Genomic DNA, 15,926 nt, shown 5'->3' with positions numbered 1-15,926 from the left:
ATCAGGCGTTAAGGGCGCGGAAGAGGGATTCGAGCCCCTCGGCTCCGACGTTCAGGCCCTCGAGCTCCACATCGCGGGAGCGGGACCACACCAGGAGGCGGTACAGGTCCTCCTGGAGGTTCGTGGTGGGGATGGTGACCGCGCCGCCGGGTGCGATCGTCGCGTCCTCGAACGGGACGGTGGGCTCACCACTCAGCCGGAAGCTGATGGTCGAGGGGAAGGCCGAGGTGAGCTCGGCGACTGTCCCCTGCCGATGGATGCGGCCGCTGTGCATGAGCGCGATGCGGTCGGCCCGCTCCTGGGCCTCCTCGAGGTAGTGCGTGGTGAGCAGGATCGTCGCGCCCTCGTCACGCAGCCGGTCCACGACGTGCCAGAGTGCGTCGCGTGCCTCGATGTCCAACCCCGTGGTGGGCTCGTCAAGGAAGATCAGCTCCGGTGAGCCGAAGATCGCCGTGGCGAAGTCGAGGCGGCGCTTCTCGCCGCCAGAGAGCTGCCCGGTCCGGGTGTCCCGACGCCGGCGGAGGTCCACGAGGTCCAGGACACGGTCGACGTCGTCGTCCCGCCGCGTCAGACGACCGATCAGCGCGAGGGTCTCGCGTACGGTCAGGTCCGGGGCGAACCCGCTCTCCTGGAGCATGATCCCCACCCGACGACGCAGGGTGCGGTCGCTCGGGTCCTGCCCGAGGACCCGCACGGAGCCGGCGGTCGGGGCCCGGTGACCCTCCATGACCTCGATGGTGGTGGTCTTCCCGGCACCGTTGGTGCCGAGCAGGCCGAAGAACTCCCCACGTCGGATCTCGAGATCGATCCCGTCGACGGCAGTGAAGTCCCCGTAGTCGACCCTGAGGTCGTGGATCTCGACGATCGTCTCCGTGCGAGAGTCGACGGCGGTGGGGGCGGGGAGAAGCGTCGTGTTCTGCATGTCCCCCACACAACCAACCGGAATCCGCCCCCGACAGTGAGGTCACGTCACTGCGCGGCATGACAGAGTTGGTGCGCAAGCATGACGCTGCGTCACTGGTGCGGGGCGGGCCGGTGACGGAAAGGTGGATGTCGTTCCGATCCCGCGGCACCCGCGGCGGATCGGGACCGCCGAAGAGAACCAACCATCGACCTGGACACGGGAGGCTCCCATGAAGACCATCCGGACCATCGCATTCATCCTGTTTCTCTGTGCCACCGCGTTCGGCGTCATGTTGACGCTGCACTACCTGCCCATCCCCGAGATCCTGCCCTCTGAGATCACCTCCTGGGTCCCCGCACGGGACACCGCCGACGCCACCTGGCTGATCGTCGGCATGGTGGTCGCCGTCGTCGCGACCGCTGTGGGGTTCTCGGCCAGCCACAAGGCCGTCGAGCGAGAGACGCAGGTGACCTCCTGAGGGGCACCCGATCCACGCGCTGACTGAACATGGAGTGCCCATGACCTCCGAGCACACGTCGGAGACGCGAAGGCTGCGCAGTAGGACGAGCTTCGTCCTGCTCGCAGTCTTCGGTGTTGCCGCCATCGTCGCCCTCCTGACGTCCGCTGTGGAGCCGTGGCCCCCTCTCGTCCTGGCACCCGGCCTCATCGCCGGCCTCTGGCTGCTGTCCCAGTGGCACCGGGAGGTGGCTGCTCCGACGCGTTGGGCAGTGCTCGCCCTGGGCACTCTCACCTGGGCGCTCAGCGCCCTCTGGGATCTGACTCCCCTGGGCGCCCTGGCCTTCGCCCTCGCCGGTGCGCTCGAGGTCATGTGGAGCCGACACGCCAGGGCCGTCGTGACCCTGCTGGTGCTCACTGTCGGGTCGGCGGCCGGCGCTCTCGTGTTCGTCACCGATCCCCAGGCCTTGTGGGTCTATGTCGGCATGGGCGCCCTGCTGACGGGCGTCGCGTGCGTGACCATCCCCGTTTCCCGAATCTCCTTCGACCTCATGCGCCTGCAGGACCAGCGTGCGGAGCAGGAGCGGGCAGCCTCTCTCGATGCCGAGCGGCTGCGCTTCTCCCAGGACCTCCATGACATCCAAGGCCATGCGCTGCACGTGGTGAAGCTCAAGATCGCCGTCGCCCAGCGGATGCTTTCCACGGACACCGACGCGGCCCAGCGGGAACTCGATGAGGCTCAGCAGACCCTGCGCCAGACCATGGCCGAGACCAAGGCGCTGGCACAGGACGGGCACACCTTGACCCTGCGCGGTGAGCTCGCGAACTCCGTCGCGCTGCTCGAGGCCACAGGCATCACCGTCACCACCGACGACGACGGCGGCCCGCGAGGCGAAGAGTTCGAGCATGTGGCCGGCGTCGTGATCAGGGAGGGGACCACCAACATCCTGCGTCACTCCGACGCCCGCAGGGTCGAGATCAGCCTTGCCCCCGGGCACGTGGTGATCTCCAATGACGGTGCGGCCGGTGTCTCCGCCGAGGACCACACGGGAGGGCTGGACAACCTCCGGTCCCGCCTCGCGGGGGTCGGAGGCCGCCTGGACGTCTCCTGTGTCGACGGACGGTTCACCCTCGGGGCACGATGGGAAGCGGACGAGGAGGAGTCGGTGTGAATGACATCAGGATCGTCCTGGCGGACGACGAGAAGCTCCTGCGCACAGCACTGGCCACTCTGCTGGAGATAGAGGGCGGCATCCGCGTCGAGGAGGTGGCCGCCGACGGCCATGAGGCGGTCGAGGCAGTGCGCCGCATCGATCCCGACATGCTGGTGACGGACATGGAGATGCCCGGTCTGGACGGCGTCGCAGCCGTCGCGACGCTCCGCGAGACCCACCCCGACCTCCCGGTGGTGATGCTCACCCGCCACGCCCGTCCCGGGGTGCTCCGACGGGCGCTGAAGGCTGGCGTCACCGGGTTCGTCACCAAGTCTGCGGAGCCGGGGGAAATCGCCGATGTGATCCGCAGGGTGAACAGCGGGCAACGATGGATCGATCCGGACACCACGGCCCGGGCGATCTCGGACGACTGTCCCCTCACCGACCGGGAGCTCGACGCCCTGCGTGCCACGGGCGAGGGGTACTCCGTGGCCAGGATCGCGCAGCAGCTGCACCTTGCGGAGGGCACGGTCCGCAACTACCTCTCCAGCGCCATGCAGAAGACCCAGACGTCCACGCGCCATGACGCGGCGCGGTTCGCCCGCCGCCACGAGTGGCTCTGACTACGCGTCTCCCGTCACCTCACAGGACCTCACCACGACGACGGCCCCTCACCCTGGCGGGTGAGGGGCCGTTCGCTGTGGTCGCCGTGCCGTCAGGCCCGGCGGCCGAGGGTCGGGATCAGGCCTGGGCCTGCAGGATCTCCCGCATGAGCTGGGCGGTCTCGGACGGCGTCTTGCCGACCTTCACGCCCGCGGCCTCGAGGGCCTCCTTCTTGGCCTGCGCGGTGCCGGCGGAGCCGGAGACGATGGCGCCGGCGTGGCCCATGGTCTTGCCCTCCGGGGCGGTGAAGCCGGCCACGTAGCCGACGACCGGCTTGGTGACGTTGGCCTTGATGAACTCGGCCGCACGCTCCTCGGCGTCGCCGCCGATCTCACCGATCATCACGATGGCCTGGGTGTCCGGGTCGGCCTCGAAGGCCTCGAGGGCGTCGATGTGGGTGGTGCCGATGACCGGGTCGCCGCCGATGCCGATGGCGGTGGAGAAGCCGAAGTCACGCAGCTCGTACATCATCTGGTAGGTCAGCGTGCCGGACTTGGACACGAGGCCGATGGGGCCGGAGCCGGTGATGGTGGCCGGGGTGATGCCGGCCAGGGCCTCGCCCGGGGTGATGATGCCGGGGCAGTTCGGGCCGATGATGCGGGTCTTCGGCTTGCCGTCCTCGCCGGTCTTCGACTGCGACAGGGCGAAGAACTCCGCGGAGTCCTGCACCGGGATGCCCTCGGTGATGACCACGAGCAGCGGGATCTCGGCCTCGATGGCCTCGATGGCGGCGTCCTTGGCGAAGGCCGGCGGCACGAAGGCGACGGACACGTCCGCGCCGGTCTTCTCCATGGCCTCCGTGACGGTGCCGAAGACGGGCAGCTCGACGGCGTTGCCGTCCTTGTCCTCGTGGGACACGGTGGTGCCGGCCTTGTGGGCGTTCACGCCGCCCACGATGTTCGTGCCGGCCTTGAGCATGAGGCGGGTGTGCTTGGTGCCCTCACCGCCGGTGATGCCCTGGACGATGACCTTGGAGTCCTTGTTCAGGTAGATCGACATAGCTGTTTCCTCAGTCTTTCCGAACGGTCAGTTCGCGGAGTGGGCGAGCTCGGCGGCCTTGTCGGCGCCCTCGTCCATGGTGGCGGCCAGGGTGACGAGCGGGTGGTTCGCCTCCTGCAGGATGCGGCGGCCCTCCTCCACGGCGTTGCCGTCCAGGCGCACGACCAGTGGCTTGGTGGCGGTGTCGCCCAGGATCTCGAGGGCCTTGACGATGCCGTTCGCGACGGCGTCGCACGCGGTGATGCCGCCGAAGACGTTCACGAACACGGACTTGACCTGCTCGTCGCCCAGGATGACGTCGAGACCGTTGGCCATGACCTCGGCGTTGGCGCCGCCGCCGATGTCCAGGAAGTTGGCCGGCTTCACGCCGCCGTGCTGCTCGCCGGCGTACGCGACGACGTCGAGGGTGGACATCACGAGGCCGGCGCCGTTGCCGATCACGCCGACCTGGCCGTCCAGCTTCACGTAGTTGAGGCCGTTGGCCTTGGCCTTGGCCTCCAGCGGGTCCTCGGTGCGCTCGTCGACGAGGGCGGCGTGGCCCTCGTGGCGGAACGCCGCGTTGTCGTCGAGGGAGACCTTGCCGTCCAGGGCGAGGATCGTGCCGTCGCCGGTCTTCACCAGCGGGTTCACCTCGACGAGGGTGGCGTCCTCCTTCTCGAAGACCTCCCAGAGCTTCTGGATGACCTCGGCGACGTCGGCGCGCAGCTCCTCGGGGAAGCCCGCCTCGGTGACGATCTTCTGGGCGGTCTCGGCGTCGATGCCGGTCAGCGGGGAGACGGGCACCTTGGCGAGGGCCTCGGGGCGCTCCTCGGCGAGCTGCTCGATCTCCATGCCGCCCTCGACCGAGCACATGGCCAGGTAGGTGCGGTTGGCGCGGTCCAGCAGCACGGAGAAGTAGTACTCCTCGGCGATGTCGGCGCCCTGGGCGATCATGACCTGGTGCACGGTGTGGCCCTTGATGTCCATCCCCAGGATGGCCTTGGCGTGCTCGTAGGCCTCGTCGGCCGTCTTGGCGACCTTCACGCCGCCGGCCTTGCCACGGCCGCCGACCTTCACCTGCGCCTTGACGACGGTGACGCCGCCGATCTTCTCCGCGGCCGCCTTGGCCTCGTCCGGGGTCTGCGCAACGATGCCGGCCAGCACGGGGACGCCGTGCGCCTCGAACAGATCGCGCGCCTGGTACTCATACAGGTCCACGGTGGTATGTCCTTCTTGGTCGAAGACAGGGTCTGCCGGCCTCGCCCGCGGGCGCGGCCGACGTCGACGCCCCCTCCGTGGCCGGGCCGGGCACGGAGGCACGGCAGGGCGCCGGACGGCGGCGTTCCACGGCTCACTCTAGTCCACCCCCGGGGAGACCGGGGGCCTGCGGGCCGGTCCCGTCAGCCCTCGACCTTCGTCAGCGGGGCGTAGCGCAGCAGCAGCCGCTTCTGCGCCCCGGTGGCGTCGAAGGTGACGGTCGCGACGGTCTTGTCCCCCGCGCCCGCGACGGCGTCCACACGCCCCTCGCCGAAGGTCGCGTGGGAGACGCGGTCACCCGGGCTGAGCGCCACGATCTCCTTCTGCGGCTGCACCCGGCTCGGCGCCTTCCCGCGCACCACGGCGGAGGGCACCGTCAGGTCCGCCGGCTCGTCCCCGCGGGTGAGGCGCTGGGGCCGCGCGCCGTCGTCGTCCCGGGACCGCCAGGCCGGTCGCCCGCCGCCGAACCGCCCCGCGTAGCGCGAGGTGCCGGCGCCGGTCAGGCTCAACGAGCCGGCCGAGCGCGTGGTGCCCTCCCGCTCCCAGTCGATGAGCGCCTCCGGGATCTCCCCGAGGAACTGGCTGGGCGGGTTGAACTGGTGCTGGCCCCACAGCGAGCGTGCCTCGGCGCGCGTCAGGAACAGGCGACGGCGGGCGCGCGTCAGGCCCACGTAGGCCAGACGGCGCTCCTCCGCGAGCTCCTTCTCGTCCGTCATCGAGCGGGCGTGCGGGAACACCCCGTGCTCCATGCCCGTCAGGAACACCACGGGGAACTCGAGGCCCTTGGCGGTGTGCAGCGTCATGAGCGTGACCTGGCCCTGCTGCTCGGCGAGCGCCTCGCCCTCCACGTCCGGGGCCGTGGGCAGCTGGTCCGCGTCCGCCACGAGCGCCACCTGCTCGAGGAAGTCGGACAGGGTGCCGTCCGGGTGCGTCGTCTCGAAGGAGCGGACGACGGCGACGAGCTCGCCGAGGTTGTCCGCGCGGGACTCGTCCTGCAGGTCCTCGGACTCGCGGAGGGCGGCCAGCATCCCGGACTGCTCGAGGACGGCCTCCAGGACGGTGGCCGGGCCGGCGGACTCGGCGACCTGGCCGAGGTCGTCCATCATCTGCACGAAGCCGCGGACGGCCTTGAGCGAGCGCGCGGCCATGCCGGGGGCGTTCTCGGCGTCGCGCAGGGCCGCGGAGAACGTGGAGCGGTTGCGCTCGGCCCACGCGGCGATGGCGCCCTCGGCCCGGTCCCCGATGCCCCGCTTGGGCTCGTTGAGGATGCGGCGCACGTTGACGTCGTCGTCGGGGTTGACGATCACCCGCAGGTAGGCGAGCGCGTCCTTGATCTCCTTGCGGTCGTAGAAGCGCGTGCCGCCGATGACCCGGTACGGGATGCCGCGCGTCACCAGCCGCTCCTCGAGCGCACGGGACTGCGCGTTGGTCCGGTAGAACACGGCGACGTCGGCCGGGCGGATCCCGTCCTCGTCCTGCAGCCGGTCGATGGTGGTGGCGATCCACTCCGCCTCGGCGGACTCGTTCTCCGCGGCGTAGCCGACGATCGCGGGGCCCTCCCCCTCGGCCGTCCACAGGCGCTTGGGACGGCGGTCCGGGTTGCGCTCGATCACCGCGTTGGCGGCGTCCAGGATGGTCTGCGTGGAGCGGTAGTTCTGCTCGAGCTTGATGGTGACGGCGTCCGTGAAGTCCTGCTCGAACTCGACGATGTTGCGGATGTCCGCGCCGCGGAACGCGTAGATGGACTGGTCCGAGTCGCCGACGACGGTCAGCTCGCCGCCGGGGGTCTCCACGCCCTCGGGGTCGCCCGCCGGGCCGGCGAGGAGCCGGATCAGGCGGTACTGTGCGTGGTTGGTGTCCTGGTACTCGTCCACGAGGACGTGGCGGAACCGGCGGCGGTAGTTGTCCAGCACGCGCGGGAACGCCTCGAACATGTGGACCGTCATGCCGATCAGGTCGTCGAAGTCCAGGGCGTTGGCCTGGCGCAGGCGGGCCGTGTAGTCCCGGTAGACGGCGGCGACGGCGCGGCCCCACGGGTCCCCCTCGGCCACGGTGGCGGCGTAGTCGTCCGCCTCCACGAGCTCGTTCTTCAGGGAGCTGATGCGGTTCAGCAGGGCCTTGGGCGCGAAGCGCTTCGGGTCCAGCTCGTGCTGCTTGGCGACGGTGGTGACCAGGCGCAGGCTGTCCGCCGAGTCGTAGATGGTGAACGTGGACTTCAGCCCGATGTTGGCGGCCTCGTTGCGCAGCAGCCGCACGGCGGAGGAATGGAACGTGGAGATCCACATCCGCTGGGCGGTGGGACCGATCAGACCGGCCACGCGCTCGCGCATCTCCGCGGCGGCCTTGTTCGTGAAGGTGATGGCGAGGATCTCGTGCGGCCGCGCCCGTCCGGTGGCGAGCAGCCACGCGATGCGGTGGGTCAGCACCCGGGTCTTGCCCGAGCCGGCGCCCGCCACGATCAGCAGCGGCGCCCCCGTGTGGGTCACCGCGGCTGCCTGCTGCGGGTTGAGCCCCGCCACGAGCGACTCGGGAGTGTGCGTCGGCGCGGCCGGCCGGACGTCCTCGCCCCAGGCCTCGGGGTCCGCGGCCGCGCGCGTGACGGCCGGGGGCACGAGCCCGGGCAGGGCGGTCTCCGGGTCCGCCGGGCGGCGGGTGCGGTCGAGGTTCAGGGGCGTGCGTCCGAGCGCGGAGAAGAGGTCAGCCATGGCGGACCCAGTCTAGGCGTGGCCCCGGACGCGACAGCGGGCGCCGCCGTCGTCGCCCCCCGCCCCCACCCCACCCGCACTCTCGAACGTGATGTGGGGCCTATCTCGCGTTCGAAAGTCCCCATGACCCCGATTTCACGTTCGAAAGTGAGCTGGGCGGCGCGGGACCGGACCGGCTCGGCCGGTCTGGGAGGATGGACCGCGGAGGTGCCCCGTGTCCCAGAAGTCTCGCAAGTCCCGTCCGCGCCCGTCGCGGCCCGCCGCGCGCCCGGTCGCCGAGTCCCCGCGCTCCCGTCCCACGCTGCGGGACGTCAACGTCCGTGAGGACCTCGCCGCGGCCGCTGAGCGCGAGGGCAGCCCGGCGATCCCGGTGAGCGCGCTGATCGTGACCACCCTGCTCGTGGGCGCGTACCTCCATCTGCTGGTGCTGCAGCAGATGACCCAGCTCAGCGGCGGCCTGGCGATGCCGGACTCCCTGCTGTTCTACGGGCAGGACCACATCCGCGCGCTCTCCGCGGTCATGGACGAGGACGCCCGCGGCCAGCTGAACTGGGTGCACAAGACGGCCGGCGTGATCTTCCCGATCGCCGTGGCACTGACGGTCACCGCGGTCGGCGCATGGCGCCTGCGTCCCGTCGGCGCCAAGTGGGCCGTCTTCGGGCTGGGCGTGCTGTTCGCGGTCGTGGACATCTGCGAGAACATCGCGATCGAGCAGGCGATCGCCGCCGGCGGCCCGGGCACCGGCCTGGCCGCCGCCCTGACGCTGACCCGCTGGGTCCTGCTGGCGCTGCTCGCGCTGGCGGTGGCCGTGATGCTGTGGGCCGGGCGGCGCCGTCGTGGTCGCGCCACGCGGGCGGCCTGAAGGGCTCGGCTAGACTCGCTCACCGGACCGACGCACGGTCCGCGCCCCAGTAGCTCAGTTGGATAGAGCGACCCTCTCCTAAAGGGTAGGCCGTCGGTTCGATTCCGGCCTGGGGCACCTGGGCGGCCGGTCCGGTCGCCGCCTCATTCCGCGTCGGCGAACTGCGTGGTGTAGAGCTCCGCATACCGCCCGCCCGCCGCGAGCAGCGCGGCGTGCGTGCCGCGCTCCACGATCCGCCCGGCCTCGACCACGAGGATCTCGTCCGCGCTGCGCACGGTGGAGAGCCGGTGCGCGATCACGATCGCGGTCCGCCCGGCCAGCGCCTCCCCCAGCGCCTCCTGGATGGCGCGTTCGTTGGTGGAGTCCAGCGCCGCCGTCGCCTCGTCCAGCACCACGACGCGCGGAGCCGCCAGCAGCAGCCGCGCGATCGTCATGCGCTGCCGCTCGCCGCCGGAGAGGCGGTAGCCGCGCTCGCCGACCACGGTGTCCAGCCCGTCCGGCAGCGCCTCGACCACGGGGCGCAGGCGGGCCCGCTCGACGGCGTCCCACAGCTGCTCGTCCGTCGCGTCGGGGCGGGCCAGCGTCAGGTTGGCGCGCACGGTCTCGTGGAAGAGGTGGCCGTCCTGGGTCACCATGCCCACGGCCCGCTGCAGGTCCGCGAACGCGAGGTCCCGCACGTCCACGCCGCCGATCTCGACGGCGCCGGAGGTGACGTCGTGCAGGCGCGTGACGAGCGAGGCTATGGTGGACTTGCCCGCACCCGAAGAGCCCACGAGGGCCACGGTGGCCCCGGCGGGCACGGCCACGTCGATCCCGTGCAGCACCTCCTCGCCGCCGCGCGTGTCCAGCACGGCGACCTCCTCGAGGGAGGCCAGGGACACCTGCTCCGCGGTGGGGTAGGCGAAGCGCACGTCCCGCAGCCGCACGGACAGGGGCCCCTCCGGCAGGGCCGCGGGCCGCGCGGGCTCCGTGATGAGCGGCTCCAGGTCCAGGACCTCGAACACGCGCTCGAAGCTCACGAGCGCGCTCATGATCTCCACGCGGGCGTTCGCCAGCGCGGTCAGGGGGGCGTACAGGCGGGTCAGCAGCAGGGCGAGGGTGACGACGTCGCCGGCGTCGAGGGTGCCCGCGATCGCCTGGAGCCCGCCCACGCCGTACACGGCCGCGAGCGCGAGCGCGGAGACCAGGGTGAGCAGCGTGGTGAAGACGGCCTGGCGCACGGAGATGTCCACGCCGGTGGCGCGCACGCGGTCCGCGCGGCGGGCGAACTCGGCGGACTCGGCGGCGGGGCGGCCGAAGAGCTTGATGAGTGTGGCGCCGGGAGCGGAGAACCGCTCGGTCATCTGGTCGCCCATGGCCGCGTTGTGCCCGGCCCGCTCGCGGGACAGGCCCGCCAGCTTCGAGCCGACCGCCCGGGCCGGCAGCAGGAACAGCGGCAGCATCACGAGGGACAGGACGGTGACCTGCCAGCTGGTGGCCACCATCACGCCCAGGGTCAGCGCGACGGACACCACGTTCGCGACGACGCCGGAGAGCGTCCGCGAGATCGCCGACTGCGCCCCGATCACGTCGTTGTTCAGGCGCGAGACGAGCGCGCCGGTGCGGGTGCGCTGGAAGAACGCCACCGGCATGCGCTGCACGTGGTCGAACACGGCGGTGCGCAGGTCGTAGATGACCTGTTCCCCCAGCCCGGCGGAGAGCCACTTGGTGAACACGGACAGCGCCGCGTCGAGCACCGCCACGAGGGCGATCAGCAGGGCCAGCCGCACCACGAGCCCGCGGTCCGCGCCGCCGGTGATCGCGTTGACGACGTCGCCGGCCAGCACGGGCGAGGCCACGCCGAGCACCGCGCCCACGATGGACGCCGCGACGAACACGATCAGGCGGGTGCGGTACCGGCCCGCGAACGCGATGGTCCGGCGCACCGTGCCGCGGGCGAGGCTCTGCTGGGCGTCGGACTGCCCGCGGGTCATCCGCATCATGGACATCCGTGCCGCCGACTCCATGCTCATGGGCCCCTCCGCTCTCTCGACCGTTGGAGAGTCTAGGAACCGCCGGGCACGGGCGGGCGCGATTCCGCTTCCGGCGTCAGGCCGCCAGGCGCAGGTAGTCCCGCCACGCTTCGGCGGGCCGCTCCAGCTCGCGGATCCGCCACTGGGCCCCGCGCGGGCGCACCGGCTCCACCCGCAGCCGCCAGCCCAGGGCCTCGAGCGAGCGGTCCGCCTTCGCCCCGTTGCAGCGCAGGCAGCAGGCCACGAGGTTCTCCCACGAGTTCTCGCCGCCCCGCGAGCGCGGCCGCACGTGGTCCACGGTGGTGGCGTGGGCGCCGCAGTAGGCGCAGCGGTGTCCGTCCCGGCGCAGCACGCCCTTGCGGGAGACCGGGGCCGCATCCGTGTGGGGCACCCGGATGTACTGGTGCAGCAGGATCACGAGGGGTCGGCCCCACGCGCGGGTGGGGCTGCGCATCGGGTCACCGGCGTCCTCGAGCACGCTCGCCTTGCCGGTGGCCACGAGCAGCAGCGCCCGGCGGTCGGAGACGACCGAGAGGGGTTCGTAGCCGGCGTTGAGGACGAGTGTGCGCATCGGGGGCCTCGGAAGCGTGGGGACACAGGGGCGTCGTGTCCCCACGCTAGACGCGGGTGCATCGGCGCGCCGCGTGTCGCCTGCGGCGGCGGAAGAGGTTCACCGGCCCGTCACCGGGCCATCACGCCCCCGTCACGCACGACGACGGCGCGCCGCGCCTCAGCCGTCGAGACGCTCGACCCACACGTGCGCGGCCGTGGCCTCGGCCAGCTCGAGGGCCCCGCCGTCCGCGGCCGCGCCGTCCTCCGCCTCGCCCTCGACCCGGATGTACCCGGCGTCGCGGGCGGCCTCGGCACGCACCACACGGCCGGGGGTCACGCCGGCGCCGGCCAGCTGGGCCAGCAGCTCGGGGTCGGTCTGCACGCCCTCGGCCAGCCCGCGGACGCGGAACCGGCCGGCGGTGGCGGCCTCCTCGGAGAGCCGGGCGCCCGCCAGGCCCATGTCGCGGCTCCAGTCCTCGGCGGAGGCCTGCTCGGGCCGGGGCGGGATCGGGGTGCCGTAGGGGGTCTCGGTGGGGTTCTCCAGGAGCGTGAGCAGGCGGCGCTCCACCTGGTCGCTCATCACGTGCTCCCAGCGGCAGGCCTCCTCGTGGACGAGCTCCCACTCGAGGCCGATCACGTCCGCGAGCAGGCGCTCGGCCAGGCGGTGCTTGCGCAGCACGGACACGGCCCGCTCGCGGCCCGCCACGGTCAGCTCCAGCCGACGGTCCGCGCCCACGTGCACCAGCCCGTCCCGCTCCATGCGGGCCACGGTCTGGGAGACGGTGGGGCCGGAGTGCTCCAGACGCTCGACGATGCGGGCGCGCAGCGGGGGGATGCCCTCCTCCTCGAGCTCGAGGATCGTGCGCAGGTACATCTCGGTGGTGTCGATCAGATCCGTCATGGCACGTCCTCTTCCCTCGGGCTCTTCGTCCCGGACATCCTAGCGAGGCGTGAGTCACGTGGACGGCCGGTGGTCCCGGGCGCGGGAGAATGGGCGCGACCCGCGACCCCGAAGCGTCAGGAGCACGCATGACCTCCCCCGCCGAGATCACCATCCCCCAGGACCTGCTGCCGGCCGACGGCCGCTTCGGCGCCGGCCCCTCCAAGGTCCGCCCCGAGCAGCTGAGCGCGCTCCAGGACGCAGCCGGGCTGCTCGGCACGTCGCACCGTCAGAAGCCGGTCAAGGACCTGGTGGCGAGCGTCCGGTCGGGCGTCGCCGAGCTGTTCTCGGCGCCGGAGGGCTACGAGGTGATCCTCGGCGTCGGCGGCTCCACCGCGTTCTGGGACGCGGCCGCCTTCAGCCTGGTCCGCGAGCGCGCCCAGCATCTGAGCTTCGGCGAGTTCGGCTCGAAGTTCGCCAAGGCCACCGACCAGGCGCCGTTCCTGGCGCCGTCGGACATCCGCACCTCCGAGCCGGGCACCCGCCCCGAGCCGGAGGCCGTGGCCGGGGTCGACGTGTACGCGTGGCCGCACAACGAGACCTCCACCGGCGTGATGGCGCCCGTCGTCCGCCCCGCGGGCATCGACGAGGACGCGCTGGTCGTCGTCGACGCCACCTCGGCCGCGGGCGGCCTGCCGGTGGACGTGTCCGAGGCGGACGTGTACTACTTCGCGCCGCAGAAGAACTTCGCGTCCGACGGCGGTCTGTGGCTCGCGCTGTTCTCCCCGCGGGCCCTGGCGCGGGTCGCGGAGATCAAGGAGTCCGGCCGCTGGATCCCGGCGTTCCTGGACCTGGCCACGGCCGTGGAGAACTCCCTCAAGGACCAGACCTACAACACGCCCGCGCTGGCCACGCTCGTCATGCTGGACGCGCAGCTGCGCTGGATGAACGGTCAGGGCGGGCTGGACGCGATGACCGCCCGCACCGCCGACTCCTCCTCGCGCGTGTACGCGTGGGCCGAGGCGTCGTCGTTCGCCACGCCCTTTGTGGCCCGGTCCGAGGACCGCTCCGCCGTGGTCTGCACCGTCGACTTCTCCGACGACGTCGACGCGGCGGCGGTCGCCCAGGCCCTGCGCGCGAACGGCGTGGTGGACGTGGAGCCCTATCGCAAGCTCGGCCGGAACCAGCTGCGGATCGCGACCTTCGCCGCGACCGAGCCCGAGGACGTCGCGGCGCTGCTGCGCTGCATCGACCACGTGGTCGAGCGCCTGGCCTGAGCCGTCCCCGGACGGGGACACGGGCCCGCGGGGGACTCCACCGCGGGCCCGTTGCGTGTCCGCCCCGGCGGGTCAGCCGGGGCGCGCCGTCTCAGCCGCGGTCGTCCGGCGCGGTCTCAGGCGCCGGGGCGCCGGGCACACGGCCCTCGGCCACGGCCTTGAGCCGCTCGCGCTCCTCCTCGTTCACGCGCTCGGCGTACGGCACCCACGGGGGCGCCACGAGCGCACCCTCCCCCGCCATGAGGCCGGTCTCGCACACGGTGACCTGCTTGGCGCGTGGGGCCCGGGCGATCGTCACGTACCAGAGCCAGCCCGCGTAGCCGGGCATGCGGCACGCGAAGCGGTGCGTCAGGAGCCGGTCGTCGTCCACGAGCACGTCCACGTGCTCCCCCACCTCGTCCGGGGCGGCCAGCCCGGCCAGCCCCGCGCGGGCGGCGTCCACGGCGGCGGCGAGCAGCTCGTCGCGGCGCGGGGCCCGGCGACGCGCGGGCGGCGCGGCCGTCCTCTCCTCGGCGGGCGCGGGCTCGGCGTCGGGGCTCCGGTGGTCGACGCGCGGGGCGTCGTCGTGGGTGGTCATGGCTCAGGCCTCCAGGTCGTCGGCGACACGGCGCAGCACCTGCGCCATCTTCTGCGCCTGGGCGCGCTGGGGGTAGCGGCCGCGGCGCAGGCCGTTGGAGGCCTGGTCCAGCCACGTGATGAGGTCCTCCATGAGGACGGCCATCTCGGTGGCGCCGGGTCGGTGGTTGCGGACCACCGAGGGCGCGGCGTCGAGCACGCGCAGCGAGAGCGCCTGCTTGCCGCGGCGGCCCTCGGCCACGCCGAACTCCACGCGGGTGCCTCCGCGCAGCTCGGTCACCCCGGCCGGCAGGGCCGAGGCGGGCACGTGGACCTCCTCACCCTCGTCCGTCTGGGCGAACCCGAAGCCCTTGGTCGAGTCGTAGAACTTGATGCGTCCGGTGGGCATGTGCGTCACCTGCTCCTCGTCATGTGGGTCCACCGCGTCGGGCCGGCGCCGCAGGGGCGGCCGTGCTCTCGTCTCGGGTCGGCGGGGTCCGGCACCGGCGTGGCGGTGCGCCGCGGCATCGGTGGGACCAGCCTGGCCGTGCGCCCGGAGGGGACGGCGGAGGACGTGGTCGTCAATGACCTCCCAGGATAGCCCGACTAGAGTGGCAGGCATGCCTCGGACCTCCACCCTCCCCGCCTCCGCGCCCGCCGCCGACCCCGCCGATCACCGGGGCGGTCGTGGCGTCGTCCTGGTGCTGGGCGTGGCCGTGACGGCGGTGTCCGCTCTGGCCCTGGTGGTCCTGCTGGTCGCGTACTTCCTGGCGTGGCCGGCGTCCCCGGCGCTGTTCGCGCTCGCGCTGTTCGGCCTGCCCGTCGGCTTCGGCCTGATGCTGCTGCACGTCGTGCTGGGTGCCGTCCGGCGCTCGCGCCCCTGAGCCGCCGGGCCGACGACGCCCCGCGACATCCAGCGCCCTTTCAGGGTGCTCCCAGGTCGGAGCGGTTGACTGGGTCCCATGCAGCCTCAGAACCCCGAAGCACGCCTCCTGGTGGTGGACGACGAGCCCAACATCCGCGAGCTGCTCTCCACATCCCTGCGCTACGCCGGCTTCGAGGTCACGGCCGCGGCCAACGGCCGGGAGGCCCTGGACGCCGCCGAGGAGTTCCAGCCGGACCTGGCCGTGCTGGACGTGATGCTCCCGGACATGGACGGCTTCACCGTGACCCGCCGCCTGCGCTCCGCCGGCCGTCACTTCCCCGTCGTGTTCCTCACCGCGCGGGACGGCACCGAGGACAAGATCACCGGCCTGACGGTCGGCGGCGACGACTACGTGACCAAGCCGTTCTCCCTCGACGAGGTGGTCGCCCGCATCCGCGCCGTGCTGCGCCGCACTGCCTCCCTCGACGACGACGCGGCGGTGCTGCGCGTGGACGACCTCGAGCTCGACGACGACGCGCACGAGGTCCGCCGCGGCGGCGAGGTCGTGGACCTCTCCCCCACCGAGTTCAAGCTGCTGCGCTACCTCATGATGAACCCGAACCGGGTGCTCTCGAAGGCCCAGATCCTGGACCACGTGTGGGAGTACGACTTCAACGGGGACGCCTCGATCGTCGAGTCCTACATCTCCTACCTGCGCCGCAAGATCGACGTCGGCGGCCGCGAGAAGATGATCCACACCAAGCGCGGCGTCGGCTACATGCTCCGCACCGCGGACAAGCGCTGAC

General features: G+C 72.2%; 16 protein-coding genes and 1 tRNA gene. 8 read left to right on the top strand and 9 right to left on the bottom strand.

The window, feature by feature from the left end; genetic code table 11:
* Position 1: 1 nt before the first annotated feature.
* Positions 2 to 922: an ABC transporter ATP-binding protein gene (locus tag CITRIK5_RS00485; protein ID WP_060973829.1), complete on the bottom strand. Its 921-nt coding sequence runs from the start codon at positions 920 to 922 to the stop codon at positions 2 to 4.
* A gap of 211 nt (positions 923 to 1,133) precedes the next feature.
* On the opposite strand from CITRIK5_RS00485, the gene CITRIK5_RS00480 reads away from it, so the two are divergent.
* Genes CITRIK5_RS00480 through CITRIK5_RS00470 form a run of 3 tightly spaced genes read left to right on the top strand, consistent with a single transcriptional unit; the run spans position 1,134 to position 3,137 of the window.
* Positions 1,134 to 1,382, top strand: coding sequence for a hypothetical protein (locus tag CITRIK5_RS00480; RefSeq protein ID WP_060973828.1), 249 nt, complete (start codon positions 1,134 to 1,136; stop codon positions 1,380 to 1,382).
* A 40-nt stretch (positions 1,383 to 1,422) separates the two neighbouring features.
* On the top strand, positions 1,423 to 2,532 hold the full coding sequence (locus CITRIK5_RS00475; protein WP_060973827.1) for a sensor histidine kinase: 1,110 nt from the start codon (positions 1,423 to 1,425) through the stop codon (positions 2,530 to 2,532).
* Positions 2,529 to 3,137 (top strand): response regulator transcription factor, encoded by a 609-nt coding sequence (locus CITRIK5_RS00470; RefSeq protein ID WP_230956215.1) that lies wholly within the window; start codon positions 2,529 to 2,531, stop codon positions 3,135 to 3,137. Before CITRIK5_RS00475 ends, CITRIK5_RS00470 begins: the two co-directional genes overlap by 4 nt.
* A gap of 118 nt (positions 3,138 to 3,255) precedes the next feature.
* Here the strand turns inward: CITRIK5_RS00470 and sucD are convergent, their stop codons facing one another.
* The 3 genes from sucD to pcrA all read right to left on the bottom strand — a co-directional run bounded on the left by sucD (position 3,256) and on the right by pcrA (position 8,117).
* Positions 3,256 to 4,176, bottom strand: a complete 921-nt coding sequence (gene sucD, locus CITRIK5_RS00465) for a succinate--CoA ligase subunit alpha (RefSeq protein WP_159832857.1) — start codon at positions 4,174 to 4,176, stop codon at positions 3,256 to 3,258.
* A 27-nt stretch (positions 4,177 to 4,203) separates the two neighbouring features.
* Complete coding sequence (sucC, locus tag CITRIK5_RS00460; RefSeq protein WP_063190196.1) at positions 4,204 to 5,373, bottom strand: ADP-forming succinate--CoA ligase subunit beta; 1,170 nt, start codon at positions 5,371 to 5,373, stop codon at positions 4,204 to 4,206.
* Between the two features lie 182 nt (positions 5,374 to 5,555).
* Positions 5,556 to 8,117: a DNA helicase PcrA gene (gene pcrA, locus CITRIK5_RS00455; RefSeq protein WP_159832855.1), complete on the bottom strand. Its 2,562-nt coding sequence runs from the start codon at positions 8,115 to 8,117 to the stop codon at positions 5,556 to 5,558.
* Between the two features lie 214 nt (positions 8,118 to 8,331).
* Here pcrA and CITRIK5_RS00450 point away from each other — a divergent pair, with 214 nt between their 5' ends.
* On the top strand, positions 8,332 to 8,979 hold the full coding sequence (locus tag CITRIK5_RS00450; protein WP_044659023.1) for a hypothetical protein: 648 nt from the start codon (positions 8,332 to 8,334) through the stop codon (positions 8,977 to 8,979).
* Between the two features lie 43 nt (positions 8,980 to 9,022).
* Positions 9,023 to 9,096, top strand: a tRNA-Arg gene (locus CITRIK5_RS00445).
* 26 nt (positions 9,097 to 9,122) lie between these two features.
* Here the strand turns inward: CITRIK5_RS00445 and CITRIK5_RS00440 are convergent.
* From CITRIK5_RS00440 to CITRIK5_RS00430, 3 genes are all read right to left on the bottom strand, one after another.
* Entirely contained in the window at positions 9,123 to 10,991 is a 1,869-nt protein-coding gene (locus CITRIK5_RS00440) for an ABC transporter ATP-binding protein (protein WP_186319878.1), read from the bottom strand.
* Positions 10,992 to 11,067: 76 nt separating this feature from the next.
* Positions 11,068 to 11,562 carry an HNH endonuclease gene (locus CITRIK5_RS00435; protein WP_020628346.1) on the bottom strand — a complete coding sequence of 165 codons (495 nt, stop codon included), beginning with the start codon at positions 11,560 to 11,562 and terminating at the stop codon, positions 11,068 to 11,070.
* Between the two features lie 159 nt (positions 11,563 to 11,721).
* Entirely contained in the window at positions 11,722 to 12,444 is a 723-nt protein-coding gene (locus CITRIK5_RS00430) for a metal-dependent transcriptional regulator (RefSeq protein ID WP_020628347.1), read from the bottom strand.
* A gap of 128 nt (positions 12,445 to 12,572) precedes the next feature.
* Between CITRIK5_RS00430 and serC the strand changes: the two genes are divergently transcribed.
* Entirely contained in the window at positions 12,573 to 13,700 is a 1,128-nt protein-coding gene (gene serC / locus CITRIK5_RS00425) for a phosphoserine transaminase (RefSeq protein WP_020628348.1), read from the top strand.
* Between the two features lie 91 nt (positions 13,701 to 13,791).
* On the opposite strand, the gene CITRIK5_RS00420 is transcribed toward serC, so the two are convergent.
* Both CITRIK5_RS00420 and CITRIK5_RS00415 read right to left on the bottom strand, forming a co-directional pair.
* Entirely contained in the window at positions 13,792 to 14,277 is a 486-nt protein-coding gene (locus CITRIK5_RS00420; protein ID WP_101967277.1) for a DUF3027 domain-containing protein, read from the bottom strand.
* 3 nt (positions 14,278 to 14,280) lie between these two features.
* Positions 14,281 to 14,664 carry a cold-shock protein gene (locus CITRIK5_RS00415; RefSeq protein ID WP_010079414.1) on the bottom strand — a complete coding sequence of 128 codons (384 nt, stop codon included), beginning with the start codon at positions 14,662 to 14,664 and terminating at the stop codon, positions 14,281 to 14,283.
* A 211-nt stretch (positions 14,665 to 14,875) separates the two neighbouring features.
* Here CITRIK5_RS00415 and CITRIK5_RS00410 point away from each other — a divergent pair, with 211 nt between their 5' ends.
* Together CITRIK5_RS00410 and CITRIK5_RS00405 are read left to right on the top strand one after the other, a co-directional pair.
* The gene (locus tag CITRIK5_RS00410) at positions 14,876 to 15,139 is read left to right on the top strand and encodes a hypothetical protein (RefSeq protein WP_010079416.1); all 264 of its coding nucleotides are present in this window, start codon (positions 14,876 to 14,878) and stop codon (positions 15,137 to 15,139) included.
* 78 nt (positions 15,140 to 15,217) lie between these two features.
* The gene (locus CITRIK5_RS00405) at positions 15,218 to 15,925 is read left to right on the top strand and encodes a response regulator transcription factor (RefSeq protein WP_063190189.1); all 708 of its coding nucleotides are present in this window, start codon (positions 15,218 to 15,220) and stop codon (positions 15,923 to 15,925) included.
* Position 15,926: the final 1 nt, after the last annotated feature.

It is taken from the genome of Micrococcus sp. 116 (genome assembly GCF_902506395.1).
Classification (GTDB): domain Bacteria; phylum Actinomycetota; class Actinomycetes; order Actinomycetales; family Micrococcaceae; genus Micrococcus; species Micrococcus luteus.
This window is presented reverse-complemented; position numbering and strand designations above follow the sequence as displayed.